At 63.0% G+C, this 24,999-nt stretch carries 19 protein-coding genes and 1 pseudogene (1 of these 20 cut by a window edge); 2 read left to right on the top strand and 18 right to left on the bottom strand.

Features of this window, described 5'->3' with window-relative positions; all coding sequences use genetic code 11:
- The 4 genes and pseudogenes from pdxY to cadC form a co-directional block, all read right to left on the bottom strand.
- Positions 1–168, bottom strand: a pseudogene (pdxY, locus tag BN1133_RS12900) (pyridoxal kinase) (it extends 538 nt beyond the left edge of the window).
- 56 nt (positions 169–224) lie between these two features.
- Positions 225–2,357, bottom strand: a complete 2,133-nt coding sequence (locus BN1133_RS12895; RefSeq protein ID WP_050666922.1) for a lysine decarboxylase CadA — start codon at positions 2,355–2,357, stop codon at positions 225–227.
- Positions 2,358–2,437: 80 nt separating this feature from the next.
- Positions 2,438–3,757, bottom strand: coding sequence for a cadaverine/lysine antiporter (gene cadB, locus BN1133_RS12890; RefSeq protein WP_050666921.1), 1,320 nt, complete (start codon positions 3,755–3,757; stop codon positions 2,438–2,440).
- A 443-nt stretch (positions 3,758–4,200) separates the two neighbouring features.
- A complete protein-coding gene (cadC, locus tag BN1133_RS12885; protein ID WP_050666920.1) occupies positions 4,201–5,715 on the bottom strand; it encodes a lysine decarboxylation/transport transcriptional activator CadC in 1,515 nt (504 codons plus the stop codon).
- 287 nt (positions 5,716–6,002) lie between these two features.
- Here cadC and BN1133_RS12880 point away from each other — a divergent pair, with 287 nt between their 5' ends.
- Positions 6,003–6,908 (top strand): LysR family transcriptional regulator, encoded by a 906-nt coding sequence (locus BN1133_RS12880; RefSeq protein ID WP_050666919.1) that lies wholly within the window; start codon positions 6,003–6,005, stop codon positions 6,906–6,908.
- Between the two features lie 95 nt (positions 6,909–7,003).
- Positions 7,004–8,377 carry an MATE family efflux transporter gene (locus BN1133_RS12875; RefSeq protein WP_050666918.1) on the top strand — a complete coding sequence of 458 codons (1,374 nt, stop codon included), beginning with the start codon at positions 7,004–7,006 and terminating at the stop codon, positions 8,375–8,377.
- Positions 8,378–8,421: 44 nt separating this feature from the next.
- On the opposite strand, the gene accA is transcribed toward BN1133_RS12875, so the two are convergent.
- The 14 genes from accA to frr form a co-directional block, all read right to left on the bottom strand.
- Positions 8,422–9,372 carry an acetyl-CoA carboxylase carboxyl transferase subunit alpha gene (gene accA / locus BN1133_RS12870; RefSeq protein ID WP_050666917.1) on the bottom strand — a complete coding sequence of 317 codons (951 nt, stop codon included), beginning with the start codon at positions 9,370–9,372 and terminating at the stop codon, positions 8,422–8,424.
- Between the two features lie 14 nt (positions 9,373–9,386).
- Positions 9,387–12,866, bottom strand: coding sequence for a DNA polymerase III subunit alpha (gene dnaE / locus BN1133_RS12865; protein ID WP_050666916.1), 3,480 nt, complete (start codon positions 12,864–12,866; stop codon positions 9,387–9,389).
- A gap of 9 nt (positions 12,867–12,875) precedes the next feature.
- Positions 12,876–13,469: a ribonuclease HII gene (gene rnhB / locus BN1133_RS12860; RefSeq protein WP_050666915.1), complete on the bottom strand. Its 594-nt coding sequence runs from the start codon at positions 13,467–13,469 to the stop codon at positions 12,876–12,878.
- 43 nt (positions 13,470–13,512) lie between these two features.
- On the bottom strand, positions 13,513–14,652 hold the full coding sequence (gene lpxB, locus BN1133_RS12855; RefSeq protein ID WP_050666914.1) for a lipid-A-disaccharide synthase: 1,140 nt from the start codon (positions 14,650–14,652) through the stop codon (positions 13,513–13,515).
- On the bottom strand, positions 14,645–15,436 hold the full coding sequence (lpxA, locus tag BN1133_RS12850) for an acyl-ACP--UDP-N-acetylglucosamine O-acyltransferase (RefSeq protein WP_082178006.1): 792 nt from the start codon (positions 15,434–15,436) through the stop codon (positions 14,645–14,647). The genes lpxB and lpxA overlap by 8 nt, the downstream gene beginning before the upstream one ends.
- Before the next feature lie 2 nt (positions 15,437–15,438).
- Positions 15,439–15,900, bottom strand: coding sequence for a 3-hydroxyacyl-ACP dehydratase FabZ (gene fabZ / locus BN1133_RS12845; RefSeq protein ID WP_050666913.1), 462 nt, complete (start codon positions 15,898–15,900; stop codon positions 15,439–15,441).
- A gap of 18 nt (positions 15,901–15,918) precedes the next feature.
- On the bottom strand, positions 15,919–16,944 hold the full coding sequence (lpxD, locus tag BN1133_RS12840; RefSeq protein WP_050666912.1) for a UDP-3-O-(3-hydroxymyristoyl)glucosamine N-acyltransferase: 1,026 nt from the start codon (positions 16,942–16,944) through the stop codon (positions 15,919–15,921).
- 13 nt (positions 16,945–16,957) lie between these two features.
- Positions 16,958–17,464, bottom strand: a complete 507-nt coding sequence (locus BN1133_RS12835) for an OmpH/Skp family outer membrane protein (protein WP_050666911.1) — start codon at positions 17,462–17,464, stop codon at positions 16,958–16,960.
- 110 nt (positions 17,465–17,574) lie between these two features.
- Complete coding sequence (gene bamA / locus BN1133_RS12830; protein WP_050666910.1) at positions 17,575–20,109, bottom strand: outer membrane protein assembly factor BamA; 2,535 nt, start codon at positions 20,107–20,109, stop codon at positions 17,575–17,577.
- 34 nt (positions 20,110–20,143) lie between these two features.
- Positions 20,144–21,496, bottom strand: a complete 1,353-nt coding sequence (gene rseP / locus BN1133_RS12825) for a sigma E protease regulator RseP (RefSeq protein ID WP_050666909.1) — start codon at positions 21,494–21,496, stop codon at positions 20,144–20,146.
- On the bottom strand, positions 21,496–22,683 hold the full coding sequence (gene ispC, locus BN1133_RS12820) for a 1-deoxy-D-xylulose-5-phosphate reductoisomerase (RefSeq protein ID WP_050666908.1): 1,188 nt from the start codon (positions 22,681–22,683) through the stop codon (positions 21,496–21,498). Before ispC ends, rseP begins: the two co-directional genes overlap by 1 nt.
- 8 nt (positions 22,684–22,691) lie before the next feature.
- On the bottom strand, positions 22,692–23,540 hold the full coding sequence (locus BN1133_RS12815; RefSeq protein ID WP_050666907.1) for a phosphatidate cytidylyltransferase: 849 nt from the start codon (positions 23,538–23,540) through the stop codon (positions 22,692–22,694).
- Positions 23,541–23,565: 25 nt separating this feature from the next.
- Positions 23,566–24,342 carry a polyprenyl diphosphate synthase gene (gene uppS / locus BN1133_RS12810; protein ID WP_050666906.1) on the bottom strand — a complete coding sequence of 259 codons (777 nt, stop codon included), beginning with the start codon at positions 24,340–24,342 and terminating at the stop codon, positions 23,566–23,568.
- A gap of 72 nt (positions 24,343–24,414) precedes the next feature.
- The gene (frr, locus tag BN1133_RS12805) at positions 24,415–24,972 is read right to left on the bottom strand and encodes a ribosome recycling factor (RefSeq protein ID WP_050666905.1); all 558 of its coding nucleotides are present in this window, start codon (positions 24,970–24,972) and stop codon (positions 24,415–24,417) included.
- Positions 24,973–24,999 lie beyond the last annotated feature (27 nt).

Raw genomic sequence — 24,999 nt, 5'->3', positions numbered from 1 at the left:
CGGCATGGCCATGCCGCGCCACCCCTGGCGGTACTGGGTGTGGTTGGAAAATTGCACCGTGTTAACCGGCCACACCTCCATCCCCATGCGGCGCATGGGGAAGACGGCGGCGCTGTTGCCGGCGCAGCCAAACACCACGTGGGACTGGACCGAGAGAATACGTTTCATGGGTTCACCTCTGAAGACGACAAAACGGGCCTCCCTGCCCGTTGTTATCGCAATGCTTAGCGCAGCACCTTCACCGTGTAGCTGCCATCGGCCTGACGGTAGAGACCGTGGATATCGGTCTCGAAACCGGGGTAGTGGGCGCCAATCTCGCAGAGCATCTCGAGGAAGTCCAGCACGGGGCGGGATTGGTCGGTCACCATCTCACCCGGCAGCACCAGGGGCACTCCCGGCGGGTAGGGCAGGATCATGTTGGCGCTGACGCGGCCCACCATCTCCTGCAGGGGCACCTCCACCACGTTACCGGCCAGCTCCTGTTGCCAGGCCGCGTGCGGGGTCATGGTCATCTCGGGCAGCACGTCGAAGGCCTTGAACATCAGCTCCGGCAGGCGGTACTTGATGGTCAGCTCGTGGATCGCCTGGGCCAGCTCCTGGATGCGCATCCCCTCGTAGAAGTGGGGCGCCTCGTTGTAGAGGGCCGGCAGCATCTTCTTGATGGTGAGGTTGAGATCATAGGCACGCTTGAACTCGGTCAGGGCACGCAGCAGCTGCATCGCCTTGGACTGATCGATACCGATGGAGAAGAGGAACAGCAGGTTGTAGGGGCCGGTCTTCTCCACCACTATGCCGCGCTCGTCGAGGAACTTGGAGACCAGGGAGGCCGGGATACCACTCTCCAGCAGCTGGCCATCACGTCCCATGCCCGGGGTGAGCAGGGTCACCTTGATGGGATCCAGGTACATGTGGTCGTCGTCGATGTTCTTAAAGCCGTGCCACTCATCCTTGGGATCGAGCTTCCAGCACTCGGTGCTGTCGATATCCCGGGGCTGCCACACGTCGAAGAACCAGCCTTCGCTCTGCTCGCGCAGACGCTTGATCTCCTTGCGAAAGGCAATGGCGCGATCGATGGAGTCCTTGATCAGGCGCTTGCCGGTGTTGCCACGCATCATGGCCGCCGCGATCTCGGTAGAGGCGACGATGCCGTATTGCGGCGAGGTGGAGGTGTGCATCATGAAGGCCTCGTTAAAGGTCTCCTCTTCCACCTCTCCCTTGATGTGGATCATCGAGGCCTGGGAGAAGGCCGCCAGCAGCTTGTGGGTAGACTGGGTCTCATAGACCACCTTGCCCGGGATGGCGTCGCCGCTCATGCCGCACTTGCCCTCGTAGATGGGGCTGAAGTTGGTGTAGGGCACCCAGGCACTGTCGAAGTGGATGAAGGGGGTCTCCAGGGTCTGCTTGATGAAGCCGGTGTTATAGAGCAGGCCATCATAGGTGGAGTTGGTCACCACGGCGTAGCGCGGGGCCTTGGCCCCCGGGGTTGCGGCCACCTTGGCGGCAATGGTCTCGGGCAGGAACTCGCTTTGCGGGATGCCACCGAGGATGCCGTAGGCGTTGCGGGTCGGGCGGAAATAGATGGGGGTCACGTCGTTCATCATCATCAGATGGGTGAGCGACTTGTGGCAGTTGCGATCCACCAGCACGGTACTGCCGGCCGGTGCCGAGAACATGCCGACGATCTTGTTGGCGGTGGAGGTACCGTTGGTGACGATGTAGGAGCGATCGGCATTGAAGGTGCGGGCGATGTACTCCTCGGCCTCCTTGTGCGGGCCCGAGTGATCGAGCAGGGAGCCCAGCTCCGGCATGGAGATGGAAACGTCCGCCTTGAAGGTGTTGGGGCCGTAGAAGTCATAGAAGATGCTGCCGGCCGGGCTCATCTGGAAGGCGGTCCCCCCCATGTGACCCGGGGTACAGAAGGTGTACTTGCCCTCTTCCACATACTTGAACAGCGCCTTGGTGAAGGGGGGCAGCAGGGTATCGATGTACTCCTGGGTCGCCTGGCCAATCTTGAGGGCGATGTCATCGGCCATGCCGAGACGGTACTCGAAGAAGTGCACGTTCAGGCGCAGATCGGTCAGGTGAATGTCGAGGGTGGACTGATCGTTGGCGAAGGCGTAGATGGGCAGCTTTTCGTTGCGATCGTGGATCTCTTTGCAAAGACCCAGGGAGTACTTGTCCCAGTCGAAGATGGCGCCGGCGACGCGGGGGTTCTTCTCGATCAGCTTCAGCAGATCCTGGGCATCGACCGGGTAGACGACCTGAAAACCTTTGGCCTCGAGGGAAGCCTGCAGCTGATGGATAGGCTCCTCTTTGAAGAAGACACCCAGGTGGTTAAGGATAGCGATGATGTTCATAGGAAAACTCCAGGTGTAAGGGGGCGCTCCCCTGCGTATCGAGGATGAGAGAGCGCCGGCCGTGAACGGGAATAATCGGGTTAGAGGGAAGCCTCGGCGGCGGCATGCTGACGCAGGCCGAGCTTCTTGGCGTAGAACATGAGGATGACCAGGGAGACCACGAAGGTGGCGGTCAGGTTGGCCCCTTTGGCGCCCACCAGGGCGATGAGACAGAAGACGCACGCCACACCGGAGAAGATCATGGCGCCGGCACTGCGGGAGGTCATCCCCTCGAAGCGGATCAGGTTAATGCTGGAGTAGAAGTAGGGCAGCATGGTCAGCAGCACCGCGTCCGTGGTCAGCACGTTGAAGAGATCGGCCGCGTGGGCGGACTGGGAGGTAAAGGCGGTCAGCACCACCATCAGGGCGGTCATCTTGAGGGAAGCCAGCACCAGACCCTTCTTGGCCACGCCGTTTTTATCCACCTCTCCATAGATGGTCGGGAAGTTGCCATCGGCGGCGGCGCGCTTGCCCGCCTCGCCCACCAGCATCATCCAGGATCCGAGCGAGGTGAAGCAGGCCAGGGCGGTGAAGGCAGAGACGAAGGGGGCGGCCCAGTCACCGAAGATGGCGTTGGCGGCCATGGCAAACGGGGCGCCGGAGGCGGCCACGTCGGCAGCCGGGAACATGCCGCTGATCACCTGGGTGGAGAGGATGTAGACGATACCGGCCAGGGCGGTGCCGAGCATGGTGGCCAGGGGCACGGTGCGCTTGGGATCTTTCACCATGCCGGAGGAGACGGCGGCCGACTCGACCCCGACAAAGGACCAGAGGCAGATCAGCACGGCACTCACCACGGCCTGAAGATCGCCGCTGCCGGAGGTGTTCCAGTTCTGGTTATAGAGGCTCATGTCGAAATGGGTCCAGCCGATCAGGGCGGTTCCCACCACCGGCAGCAGGATCAGCACCAGCCCCAGGGTACAGAGCCGGCTCACCCAGCTGCCGCCGAGCAGGTTGACGAAGGTGAAGATCCAGACCGCGGCTATGGTGGCGATGGCCGCCGGGATCGGGCTGTTGAGCACGGGGAAGAAGACCGACAGGTAAGAGACGCCGGTGATGGCGATGGCCAGGTTGCCGATCCAGTTGGCGTGGTAGTAGAGCACACCGGTCTGGAAGCCGAACACCGGGGAGATCTCGCCGGCGTAAGCGATGGGGCCGCCCTCCTGCGGGTTCTTGGTGGCCAGGCGGGCAAACACAAAGGCCAGCCCCATGGCACCGAACAGGCAGATGATCCAGCTAAAGACAGAGATAGAGCCGATGGTGGCCAGGGCGCTGGGCAGCAGGGCAATGCCGCTACCCATCATGTTACCGGCCACCACGCCGGTACAGGCGATAAGACCGATCTTCTTCGTATCTGACATGGAAATGTCTCCAAAAGCCTCAGGGAAGCAGGACGGGGTAAGCGTCCGGCGATGGGGCCAGAGTAAGGAGACAGAGGTCTAAAAACATCAGGATGGGGTAAGGGATAAAAACATTAGCCTCACCCTTTTATCAAGGCGGGACCGCGGCCATTCATTATCTAATAATCCCTTTTAAAACAATGACATTACCTAACAAACCCGGCTCATCTTGATAAAACCCTGATGGGAAACCGGCTGCTCATCCGCTCCCTTTATCACCCCGCGAGGCGGGGTTATCGGGAGCTTGGCCCCGGGCTGGCGCCCGGCGGGAGCAGGGCTTGATGCAAGGCGCACAGGCGAAGAGCGAAGGCCGCGGCGGCCTGTTTGAACAACGGGGAAGGGCTGGCGCACGGCATGAGCGCAAGGGGGAAGCGCAGGCACAGAGATGACGCCCGGGCCGGGCGTCACAGGGAAGAGAAGAGGGTCACTTCACTCGGGGTCATGGAGCGGTAGAGGTAGGGGGCGAGCAGCTCGAGATTGCTGGTAAAGCCCAGATGCTGGCAGAGCAGGTAGGTCTGCTCGCTCGCCTCCATCAGGAAGGCCTGGGCATAGGCATCCCCCGCCGCCTCGGCTTCCCCCCTGAGCTCGGCCAGCTTGCCCGAGAGGATATAGAAGAGGGCGCTGCGACCCAGGCTCGACACCCGCGCCAGGTCATCGACCGCGGCCTGCTGATCCCCGATCAGGACGGCATGCAGGGCCAGCGCCTCCCAGACCCGGGCCGGTTGTTCACTGGTCCGGGAGGGGGAGACCACCCGCTGCAGGCGGCGGGCCAGCTCATCGAGCTCGGCCCCCTCCTCCTCGCCGGCCTCGTGCCCCACCAGTGCCAGGCGCACCTCTCCGGCCAGATAGCGCTCCGCCAGCAGCAGGGGTTGATCGGGCTCGGCGACCAGGGCCTTGTCCAGCAGGGCGATCCCTGTGGAGACCCGTGCCGGCGCATCGCTGTTGAGGTAGTGGCTCGCCTCGAGCAGCGCCAGCATGCTCTCCTGTTGGCTCGGCCACCCCACTCCGACCGGATGCGCCCCCTGCCCGAGGGCATCGAGCAGATCCCGACCACTGGTCTGCAGGGTCTGGGCGATGTGGTGATCGGCCAGCTGATACTGGCGGCTCATCACCACCCGACCGGCCCCCCGGTTACGGTACTCGATATCGAGGTAGGAGCCCCCGTGTTGACGGGTGATGCGCAGGCTCACCTCCCGCCCGGGCAGTATGCCCCCGGCGAGACCCGCCTGATCGAGCTGCACCCTCAGGTTGGTGGCCGCCGCCACCTCTCGCATCAGACCCCGGGTGATCCCCTCTGCCAGCCGGTCATCCCGACTGTCACCGCCGGCCCCGTGCAGGCGAAAGATCACCAGTCCGGGATCCAGCACCGCCTGTACATGGGGCTTGGATTGCTGCCAGGTGAGGGTGCTCACCAGGGCGATCAGCACCACCACGGCGAAGAGATCGAAGCTGAGCAGGCGCCAGCGCCCCCGTTGATCGTGAGCCTGACGGGCCCGGGTGGTGAGGGCCCGGGTCAGGGGGCCCGCCGGGAAGGGGGGTGGGGTCTGTGGCTCGGGCTCTTCCGGCTCCGGCAGGCTCACTTCGGGGGACTCCTGCTCGATCCGCGCTACCGGGGCCACCAGCTTATAGCCCCGCTTGGGGACTGTGGCGATAAAGTCAGGCGCCCCGCCATCCCCGTCTTTGAGGATCTTGCGCAGCTCGAAGATGGATTGAGTGACCACCTGATCGGTCACCACGGCGCCCTCCCACACGGTCTCGATCAACTCGTCGCGGCCGAAGACGGTACCGGGATGGTCCGCCAGGAAGCGCAGCAAGTTGACCAGACGCGGCTCGAGGTTCATCTCGCGCCCCTGGCGATAGAGCTTGTTTTCAGCGACGGTGAGGACCCAGTCGTGGATCCGGTAAACCGGTTCAACCATGGCGACTCGACTCAATGGAACCTGATTATGACAGGGAAATAAACTGATATTGCGGCGACAAACTGGAGTTTTAATCCAATGACACCATGAATGGCAGAGCTTCCGTGCAGGATTGCCGACGATTGGGCAACGGAAAAACTTTATTCAAAAAATTGAGAAATACACAGCATTTTTTAATAAATCAGCAGTTGGTTTGATCTGAAACGGTTTCCCTGGCCCTCTGCGGGCCTGCTGACACCGGGGCCAGGCTGTCGTACCCTGAGCCCTCACCCCCATTCGGAATCCCCATGACCATCACACGCCAGGATCTCGCCGAGCTGGCAGTCTTTGCCGCCGTCGCCCGCCACCGCAGCTTCAGCCGCGCCGCCATCGAGCTCGGGGTCTCTCCCTCCGCCATCAGCCACAGCCTCAAGGGGCTGGAGCAGCGACTCGGGGTGCGCCTGCTGCAGCGCAGCACCCGGGCCGTGGTACCGACCGAAACCGGCGCCCAGTTGCTCGGCCAGTTGCTGCCGACGCTGGATACCCTCTCCTCGGCCCTCGAGAGCCTGCTGCAAGGCGCGGACGAGCCGGTCGGGCGCCTCAAGATCAGCGCCCCACGCGCCGCCATCGACGAGCTGCTCACCCCTGTGCTCGCCGATTACCTGATCCGCTATCCGCGCATGCGAGTCGAGGTGGTCGAGCAGGAGCTGATGCCCCGCCTTATCGAGGACGGTTTCGACGCCGCCCTCTTCTACGGAGACATGATGCCCCAGGAGCTGGTCGCGGTCTCACTGGACAGTCGCCCGCAACGCTATCTGGTGGTGGGATCCCCCGACTATCTGGCCCGCTGCGGCACACCGCAGCACCCGCGCGAGCTGGCTCGACATGCCTGCATTGGCTACCGGTTGAGCGCCACCCATCACTATCGCTGGGCCTTCGAGGAGGGGGGCACCTTGCTGGAGCTGGAGGTCGATGGCCCTCTCACCACCAGCACGCCGACCCTCTATATCCAGGCGGCTCTGGCCGGATTGGGGCTGGCCTACTGCCCCGAGGAAGAGGTGAAAAACGAGCTGGCCGCCGGCCGGCTGGTGAGCGTGCTCGCGCCCTGGAGCCCCACCTTCGAGGGCTTCTCGCTCTACTACCCCAGCCGTCACCAGCTGGGACGCGGGCTCAGATGCCTCATCGATATGCTCAAGGCGCGCCACAATAAGTGAGCAAGTTTCACAAATGCATCAAGGAAAAGCGGGATTATCATAAAAAATTGATGAATTAGAGTAGTGGCCTTCCCTGTTATCGAGAGAGGCCCTTCGTGTCTACCCTGCGTCATCGCGCCCTGAGCCGCCGTTTCTGGCACTACGCCCTCCCCTCTATCCTCGCCATGATAGTGCCGGCCTCCTACTACCTGGTGGACGGCATCTTCGTCGGCCACTTCGTCGGTGCCGAGGGGCTGGCCGCCATCAATCTGGTCTACCCCGTCATCATGGCCCTCATCGGCCTCGCCGCCATGGTGGCCATGGGCGCCGCCACCCGCATCTCGCTGCACCTGGGTGCCCGCCGCGAGGGTGAGGCGCGCCAGAGCCTGGTCAACAGCCTCTGGCTGCTGCTCCTGCTCGGCCTGCTCGCACCCCTGGCCATCCTCCCCTTCCTCGATCGGTGGCTGACGCTGCTCGACCTCACCCCCCAGAGCCCGGCCTGGTCGCACGCCCGTGACTACCTGGCCTGGATCGGCGGCGGCGCCCTGTTGCTGGGTACCAACCTGGCGGTGCCCTATCTGCTGCGCAACGACGGGCGACCGCGGCTGGCCATGGGCCTGACCATGCTCGGCGGCCTGCTCAATATCGGCTTCAATACCCTGCTGGTCGCCTGGCTGGATCTGGGACTGGTGGGAGCGGCCCAGGCCATCCTGCTGACCGAGGCGATCATCACCCTGCTCGGCCTCGGCTACTTCTTCAGCCGCCACGCCAGATTGAGGCTGCGCCTGCGCGATCTGCGGCCCGGCAGGGGCGCGACCGGCCCCCTGCTGCTGGCCGGTGCCCCGACCCTGGTGGCCGATCTCAACGTGGGGATGCTGCTCTACCTGCACAACAGCCAGCTGCTCGCCTACGGCGGGGTGCGCGATGTGGCCGGTTACACGGTAGCCGGTTACATGGAGGCGGTGTTCGTGGTGATCCTGCAGGGGCTCGCCTTCGGCATCCAGCCGCTTATCGGCCGGGCGGTCGGCGCCGGACGCCACCACGAGGTGCGCTTCCTGATGAAGCTGGCCCTGCGCATCACCCTCGCCTATGGCCTGGTGATGTGGGGCCTCATCCACCTCTTCCCGCAGCAGGTAGCCCTCGCCTTCCTCGGTGACGGGGACCCTCTGGTGCTCGCGGCGGCGGTGAGCAGCCTCAGGCTCAACCTGATGGGGATGCCCCTCGAGGGGCTCGAGCTGATGGGCATAGTACTGCTGCAGGCGATGGACCGACCCCGACCTGCCCTGGCCCTGACGGTGACCAAGACGCTGCTGCTCATCCCCCTCATCCTCGGCCTGCCCCTGCTGTTTGGCATCGAAGGGGTGCTGCTGGCCCAGCCGACGACCGTGGCCCTGCTGGCGGCGCCGCTCCTGTTCCTGCTGTGGCGGGAGTGGCAGCGCCTGGGTGAGGCCAGGCCCGCCCTTCGCACACTCCATCCCGCCGGCCCGTAAAAAAAGAAGCCCCCGCAGTGCGGGGGCTTCTTTCATATGAGCGATCAGCAGTAACCGTAGCTCATCAGGCGCTGGTAGCGCTGCTCGAGCAGTTGCTCGTCGTCGAGGGGACGCAGGGCATCGAGGTCTTGCTTGATGCGGGCCTTGAGGTTGGCCGCCATCTTCTCCACGTCGCGGTGGGCGCCGCCCAGGGGCTCGTCGACGATGTTGTCGACCAGCTTGAGCTCCTTCAGACGCTGGGCGGTGATCCCCATCACCTCGGCCGCTACCGAGGCCTTGTCGGCGCTCTTCCACAGGATCGAGGCACACCCTTCCGGCGAGATGACCGAATAGGTGGAGTACTGCAGCATGTTGACCCTGTCGCCCACGCCGATGGCCAGGGCGCCGCCCGAGCCACCTTCACCGATCACGGTGCAGACCACGGGGACGGTCAGACCGGCCATCTCCTTGAGGTTGCGGGCGATCGCCTCGGACTGGCCGCGCTCCTCGGCACCGACCCCCGGATAGGCACCCGGGGTGTCGATAAAGGTGATGATCGGCATCTTGAAGCGCTCGGCCATCTTCATCAGGCGCAGGGCCTTGCGGTACCCCTCCGGGCGCGGCATGCCGAAGTTGCGCTTGATCTTCTCCTTGGTCTCACGACCCTTCTGGTGGCCGATCACCATGACCGGCTCGCCGTCGAGACGGGCGATGCCGCCGACGATGGCCTTGTCATCGGCAAAGGCGCGATCGCCGGCCAGCTCATCGAACTCGGTGAAGATGTGCTCGATGTAGTCGAGGGTATAGGGACGCTGGGGGTGGCGTGCCATCTGGGAGACCTGCCAGGCGCCCAGATCCGAGAAGATCTTCTTGGTCAGCTCTTCGTTTTTCTTCTCCAGCCGACGGATCTCCTCGTTCAGATCAACGGCGTTGTTGTGCTCGCTGACATGCTTGAGTTCGTCGATCTGCGCCTGCAGCTCGGCAATCGGCTGTTCAAAATCCAGAAAAAGACTCATAGGGCCTAGAACCTCTATTCAAAAACCAATTCCACCCGGTCCCGCCCCAGCAGGACTCTCAGGTCATCCATCAGTTGATCGGTGGGGGTCACCCGCCACTCGGTACCGAGCGTCAATCGTCCCCGGGCTCCGGGGCGACGGTAGTGTACCTGAACCGGACAGACTCCGGCACGGGCGGGCTCCAAAATCTCGGTAAAACGCTGGAAAAAACGTTCATCGATCCGCGTTTCGTCGATAAAGATGCGGATGGCACGGGCAAATCGCTCGCGCGCCTCATCGATGCCCAGCACTTCGCGGGCAGACATTTTAAGGCCACCGGAGAAGTCATCAAAGCTGACCTGTCCCGATACCACCAGGATCCGGTCTTTCTCCAGCAGCGCCTCGTAGCGATCCAGCGCCTCACTGAAGAGGGTCACGTCGAGACGACCGGACTTGTCATCCAGGGTCATCACCCCCATGCGGTTGCCCCGCTTGGTGATGATGGTGCGCGCGGCGATGACCAGACCCGCGGCCGTGGTCACCTTGTCCCGGTCGGTCGGGTGCAGGTCGCACAGGCGCCCCGAGGTGTAACGACGCAGCTCGCCGCTGTACTGGTTGATGGGGTGACCGGTCAGATAGAGGCCGAGGGTCTCGCGCTCCCCCTCCAGCCACACCTTGTCGGGCCACTGGGGCACGTTGGCGAACGCCTTCTTGACGTCGTCCACCTCCTCGGTGAGCACGCCAAACATGTCGACCTGCCCCACCGCCTGCGCCTTGGCGTGCTGGTCGGCGGCGCGCATCGCCTCCTCCAGGGTCGCCATCAGGGCGGCGCGGTGGGGACCGAGCCTGTCCATGGCGCCGGAGTAGATAAGCTTCTCCATCACCCGCTTGTTGAGCTTCTTGATGTCGACCCGGTTACAGAAGTCGAACAGATCCCGAAACGGGCCATCCTTGTCACGGGCCTCGAGCAGTGCCTCGATGGGGCCTTCCCCCACCCCCTTCACCGCCCCGATGCCATAGACGATGTGACCATCCTCGTTGACGCTGAAGCGGTAGCGGCCGGTGTTCACATCGGGCGGTATCACGGTGAGCCCCATGCGCTGACACTCGTCAACTAGCGTCACTATCTTGTCGGTGTTGTCCATATCGGCGGTCATCACCGCCGCCATGAACTCGGCCGGGAAGTGGGCCTTGAGCCAGAGGGTCTGATAGGAGACCAGGGCGTAGGCGGCGGAGTGGGACTTGTTAAAGCCATAGCCCGCAAACTTCTCCACCAGATCGAAGATCTTCATGGCCAGCTCACCATCGACCCCGTTCTTGACCGCCCCCTCCTCGAAGCCGGCTCGCTGCTTGGCCATCTCCTCGGGCTTTTTCTTACCCATGGCCCGGCGCAGCATGTCTGCGCCGCCGAGGGTATAGCCCGCCAGGGTCTGGGCGATCTGCATCACCTGCTCCTGGTAGAGGATGATGCCGTAGGTGGGCTCGAGGATCGGCTTGAGGCTCTCGTGCTGCCACTTCTCGTCCGGATAGGAGATGGCCTCATTGCCGTGCTTGCGGTCGATGAAGTTGTCCACCATGCCCGACTGAAGCGGGCCCGGACGGAACAGGGCCACCAGGGCGATCATGTCTTCGAAGCAGTCGGGCTGCAGCCGCTTGATGAGATCCTTCATGCCGCGCGATTCGAGCTGGAACACGGCCGTGGTCTCGAAGCGCTTGAGCATGGCGAACGACGGGGCGTCGTCGAGCGGGATCGCGGCGATGTCGACCGGTGGCTTGCCCTCTTTGGCAAGACGCGGATTTATCATGCCGAGCGCCCAGTCGATGATGGTGAGCGTGCGCAGCCCCAGGAAGTCAAACTTCACCAGGCCTGCGTACTCCACGTCGTTCTTGTCGAACTGAGTGACCGGGTGATGCCCCTCGTCGTCGCAATAGAGCGGCGCGAAGTCGGTGATCTTGGTGGGGGCGATCACCACACCACCGGCGTGCTTGCCGGCGTTACGCACCACCCCTTCCAGGCGGCGCGCCATGTCGATGAGGTCCTTGACCTCTTCGTCCTGTTCATAGAGCTCGGGCAGCTTGGGCTCGGCTTCGAACGCCTTGGCCAGCGTCATGCCAGGGTCCGGCGGAATGAGCTTGGAGATGCGATCGACAAAGCCATAGGGGTGACCCAGCACCCGACCGACGTCGCGCACCACCGCCTTGGCCGCCATGCTGCCGAAGGTGATGATCTGGGAGACCGCATCGCGGCCGTACATGTCGGCCACGTGCTCGATCACCTGATCGCGCCTGTCCATACAGAAGTCGACGTCAAAGTCGGGCATGGAGACCCGTTCGGGGTTCAGGAAACGTTCGAACAGGAGATCGAATTCGAGCGGATCCAGATCGGTGATCTTGAGGGCGTAGGCCACGAGCGAACCGGCCCCCGAGCCCCGCCCCGGCCCCACCGGGATGCCGTTATCCTTGGACCACTGGATAAACTCCATCACGATGAGGAAGTAACCCGGGAAGCCCATCTGGTTGATCACCTTGAGCTCGATGTCGAGGCGATCGTCGTATTCGGGGCGACGGCGGGCACGCTCCGCCGGGTCGGGGAAGAGGAACTCGAGACGCTCCTCGAGGCCCTCTTGGGATTTCATCACCAAAAAGTCTTCGGTGCTCATCTCCCCGGTCGGGAAGTTGGGCAAGAAGTACTCCCCCAGGCGCACGGTGACGTTGCAGCGCTTGGCGATCTCCACCGTGTTCTCGATGGCCTCGGGAATGTCGGCAAACAGCTCCAGCATCTGCGCCTGGCTCTTGAAATACTGCTGCTTGCTATAGCGGCGCGGGCGACGCTTGTCGTCCAGGGTGTAGCCGTCGTGGATGGTGACCCGAATCTCGTGGGCGTCGAAGTCCTCTTCGCTGAGAAACACCACCTCGTTGGTGGCCACCACCGGCAGGTCGAACTCGGTCGCGAGATTCACCGCCATGTGGAGGTACACCTCCTCGTCACTGCGCTCGGTGCGCATCAGCTCGAGGTAGTAGGCGTCGGGAAAGTGCTCCTGATAGAAGGCGAGGCAACGCTCGGTCATCAGGCGGTTGCCCTTGAGCAGGAACTTGCCCACGTCCCCCTCGCGGGCGCCGGAGAGGACGATCACCCCCTTGGCGTGCTCGCTCAGCCACGCCTTGTCGATGACCGGGCGCCCCTGCACGTGGCCGCGCAGGTAACCGCGCGAGATGAGCAGGGTGATGTTCTGGTAGCCGTCGTTGTCCATGGCCAGCAGAGTGAGACGAAACTGCTCGTCGCCAAGCTCGCTGCTCTGGACCCAGAAGTCGGCGCCGACCAGGGGCTTGAGCCCCTTGCCGTGGGCCGAGCCATAGAAGCGCACCAGACCGCACATGTTCATCTGGTCGGTCAGGGCCAGGGCGGCCATGTTGTCCGCGGCGGCGGCCGAGACGATGGGCCCAATCTTCTGCAGGCCGTCCACCATGGAGAAATCGGAGTGGACGCGCAGGTGTACGAAACGGGGTTCAGCCATGCTCTCTCCTTACTCTTCCAACCCCAGGGCCCGGCGTACCGGCTTGAAGCTCTTGCGATACTCGGGCAGGGGGCCGCGACTGGCCAATATGGCCAGATGCTCAGCGGTCGGATAGCCCTTGTGACGGGCGAAGCCATATTCCGGATGGCGGGCATCGAGCTCGCTCATCTCGGCGTCCCGGGTCACCTTGGCCAGGATAGAGGCGGCGCTGATGGCGGGCACCAGGCTATCTCCCTTGACCACGGCGCGCGCTTCCATCGGTAAGTCAGGGCAGCGGTTGCCGTCGATAAAGACCAGCTCGGGAGTGACACCGAGCCCGGCCACGGCCCGCTGCATGGCCAGCATGGTGGCGTGCAGGATATTGAGCTCATCGATCTCGTCGGGGGTGGCGCGGCCGATGGCGAAGGCGAGCGCCTTCTCCCTGATCTCGTCAAACAGGGCCAGGCGCTTCTTCTCGGAGAGCTTCTTGGAGTCGTTGAGGCCGGCGATGGGGCGGCTCGGGTCGAGGATCACCGCCGCGGTGACCACGTCCCCCACCAGGGGGCCGCGACCCACTTCGTCCACGCCGGCGACGATCAGGTTGCTCGGGATCTCGATGGTCATGGTATTACCTTGAAGAGAGGGCGCAGTCAGGCTGCGCCGAACGTTATCGGCCGATGAGCCCCAGCACCGCCTCGGCGGCCTGGTGATCGGCGTTGCAGCGGATCAGCTGGTGCAACTCGGTGAAGGTGTTGATGAGCGCGCGGTTGTCGTGCTCGAAATAGTTGCTGACCGCCTCCACCAGATTCTCGGGAGTGCACTCGTGCTGGATCAGCTCGGGCACCAGCATACGCCCCGCCAGCAGATTGGGCAGGGAGACGAACTCGGTCTTCACCAGCCGCTGTGCCAGCCAATAGCTGAAGGGCTTGAGCTTGTAGCCCACCACCATGGGTTTTTTCACCAGCATGGCCTCAAGCGAGGCGGTGCCGGAGGCGAGCATCACCACATCGGCGGCGATCATCGCCTCGCGGCCCTGGCCGTCGAGCAGCACCATGTCGAGGCTGGGTGCCAGCTCGGCCTTGATGGCCATAAACTGCTCGCGGCGCCGCTCGTTGACCAGGGGCACCAGGAAGCCGAGATCCGGGTAACGCACCGTCAGGTGCTTGCACGCCTCGAGAAACAGCGGCGACATGAAGCCCACCTCCGCCTGGCGACTGCCTGGCAGTACCGCCAGCCAGCGGCGGTTGGCATCGATACCGAGGGTGCGGCGCACCGCCGCCTGATCCGGCACCAGGGGAATATCATCGGCCATGGTGTGGCCGACGAAGCGACAGGGGGCGTCGAAGCGGTCGTAGAAGGCCTTCTCGAACGGCAGGAAGGCGAGCACCAGATCGGTGGCTGCCTTGATCTTGTGAATGCGGTTCTGGCGCCAGGCCCACACGGAGGGGCTGACGTAGTGAACCGTCTTGATACCGGCGCGGCGCAGTTTCAGCTCCACGCCGATATTGAAATCGGGGGCATCGACACCGACGAAGAGATCCGGCGGGTTGTCGATAAAGTGGCGCAGCAGTTGGCGACGCACCGAGAGGATACGCGGCAGACGACCCAGCACCTCGCTGATGCCCATCACCGCCAACTCTTCCATCTCGAACAGGGCCTTGACCCCGAGCGCCTGCATGCGCGGTCCGGCGATGCCTTCGAACACGGCATCCGGGTAACGCTCCTTGATCTCGCGCACCAGGCCGGCAGCGAGGATGTCGCCGGAGACCTCTCCGGCGACGATACCGATGCGGATGGGATCAGGCACGGATGATCCCGCGCTCGTTACCCTTGAGGAAATCCACATAGAGCTGGACGGCCGGCTCGGCCTTGGCCATCTCCTCGAGCACAGGCACTACCTCTTCGATGGTCTTGCCGGAGCGGTAGATCTCCTTGTAGGCGCGCTTGACCGCCAGGATGGCGTCGCCGCTGAAACCGCGGCGGCGCAGCCCCTCGGAGTTGACCCCGAACGGCTTGGCGTAGTTGCCGGCGGCCATCACGTAGGGGGGCACGTCCTTGTTGAGGGCGGCGCAACCACCGACGAAGGCATGGGAGCCGACGCGGCCAAACTGGTGAATGGCAGAGAGACCACCGAAGATCACGAAGTCACCGATGTGCACATGGCCCGCCAGGGTGGCGTTGTTGGCAAAGATGCAGTTGTCGCCGATGACGCAGTCATGGGCCACGTGAACGTTCACCATGAAGAGGTTACCACTGCCCACCTTGGTCAGGCTCTGGTCCTGGGAGGTGCCACGGTGGAAGGTGCAGTTCTCGCGAATGACGTTGTTATCGCCAATCTCGAGGAAGGTGCGCTCGCCGGCGTACTTCTTGTCCTGGCAATCCTCACCGATGGAGGTGTGCTGGAAGATCCTGTTGCCGGCACCAATCTTGGTCGGCCCCTTGATCACCACGTGGGAACCTACCCAGGTGTTGTCACCGATCGTTACCTCGGCACCGATGACGGAGAAGGGGCCGATCTCGACCCCTTTCCCGATGACGGCAGACTCATGGACGATGGCGGTATCGTGAATGATGGCAGTCTGGTCAGTCACTGTTAAATCTCGCGTTTGGCGCACATCAACTCGGCAGTACAGACCACTTCACCGTCGACGGTGGCGACGCCGGTGAACTTGGCAATACCGCGACGCTCCTTCAGGAACTCCACGTCCAGCACCAGTTGATCACCGGGGCCGACCGGGCGCTTGAAGCGGGCGTTGTCGATAGAGGCGAAGTAGTAGAGTTCGTTCGGAGAGGGCTTGCCCACCATGGTGAAGGCCAGGATGCCGGTGGCCTGGGCCATGGCTTCGAGGATCAACACACCCGGGAAGACCGGCTTGGCCGGAAAGTGGCCCTGGAAGATGGGTTCGTTGAACGAGATGTTCTTGATGGCGCGCAGGGTCTTGCGCTCCTCGGTGATCTCGTAATCTTCCACCCGGTCCACCATCAGAAACGGATAACGGTGCGGCAGCAGCCCCATGATCTCCTGGATATCCAGGCGTTTAGCTTCTTGTGTCAAAGGAATAACCCTATCGTTTTACTGTTCGTCGTCGCTTAGCTTCTTCTCAAGCCTGCTTAACCGCTTGTGCATCTCCTCGATGCGCATCACCCGGGCGGCGGTCTTGCGCCACTCTTTATTGGTCTGCAGGGGGATGCCGGAGGAGTAGACACCGGGCTCGGTAATGGGGCGCATCACCATGGCCATACCGGTGACGGTGGCCTGGTCGCAGATCTCCATATGCCCGTTAAAGACGGAAGCGCCGCCAATGATACAGTATTTACCGACCTTGAGACTACCGGCCATCACGGTCGAGCCCGCCACGGCGGTACCGTAGCCGATCTCCACGTTGTGGGCGATCTGGCACTGGTTGTCGATGATGACGTTGTCGGCGATGCGGGTATCTTCCAGTGCCCCCCGGTCGATGGTGGTGCAGGCGCCGATCTCGACCCGGTTGCCGATAGTCACGCCACCGAGCTGGGGGATCTTGATCCACTCGCCACGCTCGTTGGCATAGCCAAAGCCGTCGGCACCGATGACGGTGCCCGATTGGACCAGGCAGTCGCTGCCCATGGTCACATTGTGGTAGAGGGTGACGTTGGCCCACAGACGGGAGCGATCACCCAACCTGGTGTTCTTGCCGACGAAACAACCCGGGCCAATGCGCACATCGTCACCCAGCACGACGCCGGATTCGATGACCGCATTGGCACCGATGGCAACCCTCTCGCCCAACTGAGCGTCTGCGGCGATCACCGCGCTCGGATGTATGTCCGTGGCCGGCTGCGGCGTGGTGTCCAACAACTGGGCCACCCGGGCAAAGCCGACGTAGGGATCTTTGAGCACCAGCGCATTGGTCGGGCAGAACGGCACGTCGGCCTCGGTGATCAGCACCGCAGCCGCCTTGGTCTGCTCCAGGTATTGACGGTACTTCTTGTTGGAGAGGAAGGAGATCTCTCCCTCCCCCGCCTTTTCCAGGGTCGCTACCTTGCGAATCTCCAGGTCACCGTCTCCGTGGACCTGGGCACCCAGACGCTGGGCCAGTTGTGCGAGAGTGAATGCCATTAATCAGATGCTCTTACTTGCTTGCCTTGGAGATAACCTGGGAGGTGATGTCCAGCTTGCTGGAGGAGTAGGGCGTCGCGTTGTTCTCCAGGATCAGATCGTAACCGCCGTCACGGGCAACCTGGTCGATGGCCGCCTTGACGTCTTTGAGGATCTTGGCGCGCTCTTCGCCCTGGCGACGGCCGTTCTCCTGCTCGAAAGCCTGACGCTTCTGGTTGAACTCCATCTGCAGCTTGGCCAGTTTCTCCTGGTTCTGCTTCTTCTGATCCTTGCTCATGAAGGCTTCGTCCTTCTTGAACTTCTCGACCAGTTTCTGACCCTCTTCCTCAAGCTTTTGCAGCTCGCGAACACGGGGTTCGAACTCGCGCTTGAGCTGGGCAGTCACCTGCTCGCGCTGGGGAAGACGCTGGAACACCTGCTCCATGTCGACGACACCGATCTTGGTGTCGGCCATGGCGCTACCCATTCCCAGGGTCATCATGGCCAGGGTCAGACCGGCCGTCTTCAGTACTTTATTCACACTAACTCCTCATTCCCTGTGTACAGGGTGAACTGTCAAACCACGTGCTGCGACGAACCCGTCGCCTTGTTATCGAGGCGCCCGAAGGCGCCCCTGAGGCCTTCACCCGATTAGAAGGTACGGCCGATGTTGAAGGAGAAGACTTCGGTTCTGTCCCCTTCATATTTCTTGATGGGCTTGGCCAGCGAGAAGACCAGCGGGCCCATGGGCGAGAGCCACTGCAGGGAGACACCGGCCGAGACGCGTACGTTCGCCGGGTCGGAATAGTCCTGGGTGGCGTAGTTGCAGTCAAGGCCCTCACCACAGGGGTAGAGGCTGTTGTTAAAGTCGGTATCCCAGACGCTGCCCGCATCGATAAAGGCGGTGGTGCGGATCTGAGGCGCATAGGTCTCGGAGACAAACGGGGTCGGGAAGACCAGCTCGAAGGAGGCCACCGCCAGGGCGTTACCACCGACCGAGGTATCGGAGCCTTCATACTTGCCGGTGAAGGTGGGGGTACCGCCGGCCGTAGAGGGCTTGTTGTAGGTCTTGTAGATCGCCTTGGGACCGACCGAGTTGCTCTTGAAGCCACGAATGGTATCGAAGCCGCCGGCATAGTAGTGCTCGAAGAAGGGGAGCACCTGATCCTTGCCCTGATCCGTGGTGCCGTAGCCGTCACCGTAGGAGAGGCGTGCCTTGCCGATCACCACCCACTTGTGATCCGCATCGATGGGGAAGTAGTGGGCATCGTCGAAGGAGAGCTTGTAGTACTGCAGATCCATCCCCGGGACGGTCACCTTGGCGTTGAAGCGCTGACGGTTACCCGAGGTCGGGAACATCCCCTTGTTGAGGGTGGAGCGGGTCCAACCGGCGGTGAGATCCACGGTCAGGAAGTCGAGGTTCTGGCCGTCGGTGGAGTATTGATCCCAGAACTGATCCATCTGCACCGACTGGCGGTTGTCGTTGAACTCGTTCCAGCACCAGCCGTTGGGATCCCCGTCGTTATCCTTCACACACTGCTGATAGTTGGCCTCGTTGAAGCTCGGACGGCTCAGCTTGGTGCTCTCGACACCGGTACTGAAGTCCAGACGGTTCTCCTCGTTGACCGGGAAACCGCTGGAGAGACGGAAACCTATGGTCTCGTTCTCGTAGTCGACGATGTCCGCATCGGCCGCACGGAACTGGTTGTAGTAGAGACGGCCACCCAGGCTCACGCCATCGACGGTGAAGTAGGGGTCGGAGTAGCTCAGATCGACACTCTTGGAGTAGTCGTTGGTGCTGGCGTTGATCCCCACCCGCTTGCCGGTGCCGAGGAAGTTGTCCTGGGTCAGGCCCGCCTGCAGACTCAGGCCCGATTCGGTACCGTAACCGATACCCGCGTTGATGGAGCCGGCCGGCTGCTCCTTGACCTTGAAGTCGAGGTCAACCTGGTCGTCGCTGCCCGGCACCCGCTTGGTCTCCACCTCGGCGCTCTCGAAGTAGCCGAGACGGTTGAGACGGGTCTTGGACTGCTCGACGTTGTCGGACGAGAGCCAGGTGCCCTCCATCTGACGCATCTCGCGGCGCAGTACTTCGTCCTTGGTGGTCACGTTACCGGTGAAGTTGATGTTGCGCACATAGACGCGCGGGCCCGGCTCCACGTTGACGATGAGCTCGACCTCTTTGGTCTCGTCATTGATCTGGGGGAAGGTGGCCACCTTGGGATAGGCGTAACCGTAGCGACCCAGGAACTTGGAGAGTACCTCCTCGGTGTGGGTCACCTGGCTGGCGGAGTAGACGCTGCCCGCCTCGATGGGGATGAGCCCCTTCATCTCGCCACCGCGATCGATGAGGTTACCCTTGAGCTGCACGCCGGAGACCTTGTACTGGGCCCCCTCCTTGATGTTGAGGGTGACGTAGACGCCCTTCTTGTCCGGGGTCATGGAGACCTGGGTGGAGTCCTGCTGGAAGCGGATATAGCCGCGATCCATGTAGTAAGAGCGCAGGGTCTCGATATCGCCGGCCAGCTTCTGCTTCTGATAGCGCTGGTCACCGGTGAAGTTCCACCAGGGCACTTCGTCACGCAGGGAGAGCTGGGCGATCAGCTTCTCTTCCGGGAAGACCTGGTTGCCGACGATGTTGATCTGCTGGATCTTGGCGGCCTGGCCCTCCACGAAGGTGAGCTTGAGGTCGACCCGGTTGCGCGGCAGCGGGGTGACGATGGCCTTGACCTTGGCGGAGTACTTGCCGACCCCGTAGTAGAAGTCTTCCAGCCCCTTCTCGAGGGAGCTCAGCATGGTGCGGTCGAGCGGCTCGCCGACCCGGATGCCGGAGGATTCCAGCGTCTGGTTGAGCTGCTCCTCCTTGATATCTTTGTTGCCGGAGAACTCGATGCTGGCGATGGTGGGACGCTCCTTCACCTCGACCATGATGACGGCGCCATCGCGATAGAGTTTGACGTCCTCGAAGTTGCCGGTGGCATAGAGCTTCTTGATAGCCGCAGCCAGGGCCAGGCTATCGACCTGATCGCCGACCCGGATCGGCAAGTTGAGCAGGGCGGCACCCAGAGTGACACGCTGCAGACCCTCAACCTGGATATCCTGAACGGTGAAGGAGGCGGGAGCTGCATGGGCCGCCAGGGAGGCCCCCAGCAGGCAGCTCAAGACCAAAGCATTTTTCACGGCCATTTTGTTCTTATGTGTCCTTGTTGATACCCGCAGCTTAAAGGCGGGCGAAGTCGTTAAACAGCGCAATTCCCATCAGCGCCACCAGGATGGCGGCACCGATCTTGAAACCAATCTCCTGCACCCGCTCCGAGACGGGACGTCCACGCACCGCCTCGATGAGGAAGTAGAGCAGGTGTCCCCCATCGAGCACCGGCAAGGGGAACAGGTTGATGATCCCCAGGTTGACACTGATGAGGGCCAGGAAGCCCAGGAAATAGACCAGACCATAGTCGGCACTGCTACCGGCCCCCTTGGCGATGGAGATGGGGCCGCTCAGATTGTCGAGGGATACGATACCGCCGATCAACTTACCCAGCATGTTGAAGGTAAGGCCGATGAGGTCCCAGGTCTTGAGCAGGCCATGCCACAGGGACTGCAGAGGGCCATACTGTAGCAGAATACGGTACTCATCCGGTAATGGAACCACCTTGGGGGCGATCCCCACATAACCCGTGTCGACGCCGTTTACCTTGCGGGTATCGGGCACCAGGGTCAAGGAGAGCGGCTCACCATTGCGACTCACCTCAAGCGAGAGGGGGTGACCCGGGGCCTTGCGTACCGCCTCGGCAAACCCCTGCCACTCGGTCACCGGCTGACCGTCCAGGGCCAGCAGTTGATCCCCGACCCGCAGACCCGCCCGCTCGGCGGCGCCCTGGGCCACCACGGTGGCCACTTCGGGCAATACCTGGGCACCCAGCGGGACTATCCCCAGGCTGGTGACCGGTGACTCCTGGTCCGGGTCAAAGCGCCACCCCTCGAGGTTGAGCTCACGGGTCACCGCATAGTCGGTCCCCTTCTGTTGCAGCGAGAGGGTCAGCTTGGGCTCGCCGATCTGCTCGATGAGGGCATAGGTGACCGACTCCCAGTCGCGGGCATCTTCCCCATTGACCCCGACGATCTCCATGCCGGGCTCGAGACGGGCCTCGGCGGCGATGGAGGCGGGACGCACCTCCCCCACCACCGGCTTGACCGCGGGCACCCCGATCATAAACATCAGCCAGAAGGCAAACAGGGCAAACAGGAAGTTGGCGAAGGGGCCGGCGGCGACGATAGCCATGCGGGCCCACACCGGCTTGTGGTTGAAGGCGTACTGCTCGTCACCGGGCTTGAGCTCGTCGACCCGGCCGTCGAGCATCTTCACATAGCCACCGAGCGGGATCATGGCCACCACATATTCGGTGCCATCCTTGCCGAGGCGACGCCACAGGGCGCGCCCAAAGCCGATGGAGAAGCGCTCGACCCGCACACCACAGCGACGGGCCACCCAGAAGTGACCAAACTCGTGCACCGCCACCAGGATGCCCAGCGCAACCACGAAAGCCGCAATATTCCAAAGCACAGACCCCATTACACCTCCAGCCATTGCCGTGTCTGATGACGCACCTGGGTATCGAGCGCCATCAGGTCATCGAGTGATCCTACCGCCGCCCCGCCGAAGCGCTCGCAGGCCCGCTCAGCCAGGCCGGCGATGGCCATGAAGCCGAGCCGTCCCTGCAAGAAGGCCTCCACCGCCACCTCATTGGCGGCATTGAGCGCCGTGGTCGCCGCCTGCCCGGCCGCACACGCCTCGATGGCGAGCTGCAGGCAGGGGTAACGCGCCGCGTCAGGACGCAGGAAACTGAACTCTCCGACACTGAAAAAGTCCAGAGGTTCCACACCCGAGCTCACCCGGGCCGGATAGGCCAGGGCGTGGGCGATGGGGGTACACATGTCCGGGTTGCCGAGTTGGGCCAGTACGGAACCGTCTTTGTACTGCACCATGGAGTGGATCACCGACTGGGGATGGATGATCACCTGGATCTGTTCGGGGGCGGCATTGAAGAGCCAGCGCGCCTCGATATATTCGAGCCCCTTGTTCATCATGGTGGCCGAATCGACCGAGATCTTGGGCCCCATGGACCAGTTGGGGTGGGCAATCGCCTCCTCGGGAGTGACCCCGTGCAGGCTATCTACCTCGCGGTAGCGAAACGGCCCGCCGGAGCCGGTCAGCAAGATCTTGCTCACCCCGACGTCGGCGAGATCGCAAAAGCCCAGATTTTGCTGCGCCTCGAGGGGGAGGCTCTGGAAGATGGCGTTGTGTTCACTGTCGATGGGCAGCAGGGTGGCCCCATGCTGATGCACCGCCTCCATAAACAGGGCGCCCGACATCACCAGAGACTCCTTGTTGGCCAGCAGCACCCGCTTGCCGGCGCGCACCGCCGCCATGGTGGAAGGCAGGCCGGCGGCTCCGACGATGGCCGCCATCACGCTGTCGGCATCCGGGTGAGCGGCCACCTCACAGAGGGCCTGCTCACCGGCGAGCACCCGGGTCTCACAGCCGTGGGCGCGCAGACGCCCGGCCAACTCGCCGGCGGCCAGCTCATCGACCATGACCGCAAAGCGGGGAGTAAACTCCAGGCAGTCGCGCACCATGGCATCGACGCTGCGCGCCGCGGTGAGCGCCAGGATCTGCCAACGCGCTCGGTGCTGGCGGACCACCTTGAGGGTGCTCTGACCGATGGAGCCGGAGGCCCCCAGAATCACCAGGTTTTCCATGCAGGCTCCTAGGAAAGCAGCAGGTAGCTGAGCAAAAAGACCGGCAGGGCTGCGGTCAGGCTGTCGATGCGATCGAGAACGCCACCGTGCCCCGGCAGCAGGGAGCCGGAGTCTTTGAGCCCCGCCTCACGCTTGAACATGCTCTCGCTGAGATCCCCCAGCACAGAGGCGAGCACCGCCAGCAGGGCGCAGGCCAGGACCACCAGGGTGCGGTGGGCATCGGCCCCCTGCAACCAGGTGACAACGCCGGCCAGCAGGGCTGCGGCCAGCAGCCCTCCCAGCATCCCCTCGATAGTCTTGCCAGGGCTGACTGCGGGGGCCAGCTTGCGTTTGCCAAAGGCACGGCCGCAGAAGTAGGCCCCCGAGTCGGCGGCCCACACCAGGGCCATCACAAACAGCAGCAGCCAGGCGCCGGTCGTACTGTCGTGCCAGATGTTGACGCTACGCAGAGCCAATAGAGCCCAAAAGAAGGGGATCAGGGTAGCGGCGCCAAACAGGGTCTTGAGCCAGCGGGAGTGGCGCCACAGGGCGGCGGATGCGGGATAACGCAGCACCAGCAACAGGGCCAGCATCCACCAGGAGGCCGCCAGATAGAGGGTGCCGTTGGGCAGGGCCGCCAGCTCCGGCGACCAGAGCCGATCCACCGGCTGCCACATCAGGGTCAGTCCGAGCAGCACGCAGAGTACGAGGGAGACAGGGTGACGCAAACGGGCATCGACAAAGGCCCCCCACTCCTGACTGGCCAGCACGAAGACACCGGCGAGCAGCAGGGCAAACCATTTGATAGGAAGAAAGAAGAGCGCCCCGAAAACCAGGGGGATCAGCAGGAGTGCGGTAATAATTCGTTGTTTTAGCAAAAGAGTTCCTCTCTCGGGGAAACGCTCAACCGGTCTGGCGGTCGGCGATGAGGGCGCGGATCTGCTCGCCGGTACAGCCAAAACGGCGCTCACGGCTGACGAAGGAGGCGATGGCCTCGCTAAACTGTTGCTCGTCGAAATCGGGCCACAGGACGGGGGTAAAATAGAGCTCGGCGTAGGCCATCTGCCAGAGCACAAAGTTGCTGATACGGTGATCGCCCCCGGTACGGATCAGGAGATCCACCGGCGGCAGGTCGGCCATACAGACAAAATCGGCAAACGTGGCCTCGGTGATCTGGTCACACGCCAGGTGACCGGCGGCCACCTCTTCGGCCATGCGGCGGGCTGCCTGGACAATGTCCCACTGGCCGCCGTAGTTGGCCGCAATATTGAGGGTCAGCCCCCGGTTGTTGGCAGTCAGCGCCTCGGCCCTGGCTATTTTGTCGCGCAGGCGATCGCTGAAGCGGCGAGTGTCGCCGATGACCCTCAAACGGATGCCATTTTGATGCAGCGTCTCCACCTCACGCCCCAATACCAGCATGAAGAGCTCCATCAGGGCATTCACCTCCCCTTCGGGGCGGCGCCAGTTCTCACTGGAGAAAGCGAAGAGAGTGAGAGCCTGCATACCGGCTCGGGCAGCAAACGAAACAGCGTCGCGCACCGACTTGACCCCGGCCTTGTGCCCATGCACACGGATCTTGCCGCGGCTCTGGGCCCAACGACCATTACCATCCATGATGATGGCCACATGGCGGGGCAGACTCTGGTTGGCAGTCTCACCGACTGCAGCCGAAAGCGACATTCATATCTCCCACAAACAGAAAAGCGCCGTACAGGGGTACTGCACGGCGCTCGTAATATACCTTTCGGAGCCTTAGATTTCCATCAGCTCCTTCTCCTTCGCGGCCAGGGCTTCATCCACCAGCTTGACGAAGGTATCGGTCAGCTTCTGGATATCATCCTGGGCGCGACGGTCGTCGTCCTCGGAGATCTCTTTGTCCTTGAGCAGGGCCTTGAGATCGGCGTTGGCATCACGACGGATGTTACGCACGGCCACACGGGCGTTTTCGGCTTCGGCACGCACCACTTTGGTCAGGTCACGACGACGCTCTTCGGTGAGCGGCGGCAGGGGGATACGCATGGTGGTACCGGCGGTGGCCGGGTTCAGGCCCAGATCGGAGCTCATGATCGCCTTCTCGACGGCCTGGATCATGGTGCGATCGAACACGGTCAGCGCCAGGGTACGGGAGTCTTCCGCAACCACGTTGGCCAGCTGCTTGAGCGGAGTCGCGGAGCCATAGTATTCGACCTGGATGCCATCGAGCAGGCTCGGATGGGCACGACCGGTACGAACCTTGGACATCTGGGACTTGAGCGCGTCCACACTCTTCTGCATGCGCTCCTTGGCGTCGTTCTTAATCTCGTTGATCACGGTGGTTTTCCTTGTAATTCGTGGGCA

It is taken from the genome of Aeromonas schubertii (assembly GCF_000820105.1).
GTDB classification, from domain to species: Bacteria; Pseudomonadota; Gammaproteobacteria; order Enterobacterales; family Aeromonadaceae; genus Aeromonas; species Aeromonas schubertii.
The sequence above is the reverse complement of the archived record's forward strand: the minus strand, read 5'-3'. Positions and strand labels throughout refer to the sequence as shown.

Coding starts and splice junctions, on each gene's coding strand:
- lpxD (WP_050666912.1), bottom strand. CDS start 16,944: ATGGCATTCACTCTCGCACAACTGGCCCAGCGTCTGGGTGCCCAGGTC.
- ispC (WP_050666908.1), bottom strand. CDS start 22,683: ATGGAAAACCTGGTGATTCTGGGGGCCTCCGGCTCCATCGGTCAGAGC.
- bamA (WP_050666910.1), bottom strand. CDS start 20,109: ATGGCCGTGAAAAATGCTTTGGTCTTGAGCTGCCTGCTGGGGGCCTCC.
- uppS (WP_050666906.1), bottom strand. CDS start 24,342: ATGTCGCTTTCGGCTGCAGTCGGTGAGACTGCCAACCAGAGTCTGCCC.
- rseP (WP_050666909.1), bottom strand. CDS start 21,496: ATGGGGTCTGTGCTTTGGAATATTGCGGCTTTCGTGGTTGCGCTGGGC.
- BN1133_RS12895 (WP_050666922.1), bottom strand. CDS start 2,357: ATGAACATCATCGCTATCCTTAACCACCTGGGTGTCTTCTTCAAAGAG.
- rnhB (WP_050666915.1), bottom strand. CDS start 13,469: ATGACCATCGAGATCCCGAGCAACCTGATCGTCGCCGGCGTGGACGAA.
- cadB (WP_050666921.1), bottom strand. CDS start 3,757: ATGTCAGATACGAAGAAGATCGGTCTTATCGCCTGTACCGGCGTGGTG.
- BN1133_RS12880 (WP_050666919.1), top strand. CDS start 6,003: ATGACCATCACACGCCAGGATCTCGCCGAGCTGGCAGTCTTTGCCGCC.
- accA (WP_050666917.1), bottom strand. CDS start 9,372: ATGAGTCTTTTTCTGGATTTTGAACAGCCGATTGCCGAGCTGCAGGCG.
- dnaE (WP_050666916.1), bottom strand. CDS start 12,866: ATGGCTGAACCCCGTTTCGTACACCTGCGCGTCCACTCCGATTTCTCC.
- cadC (WP_050666920.1), bottom strand. CDS start 5,715: ATGGTTGAACCGGTTTACCGGATCCACGACTGGGTCCTCACCGTCGCT.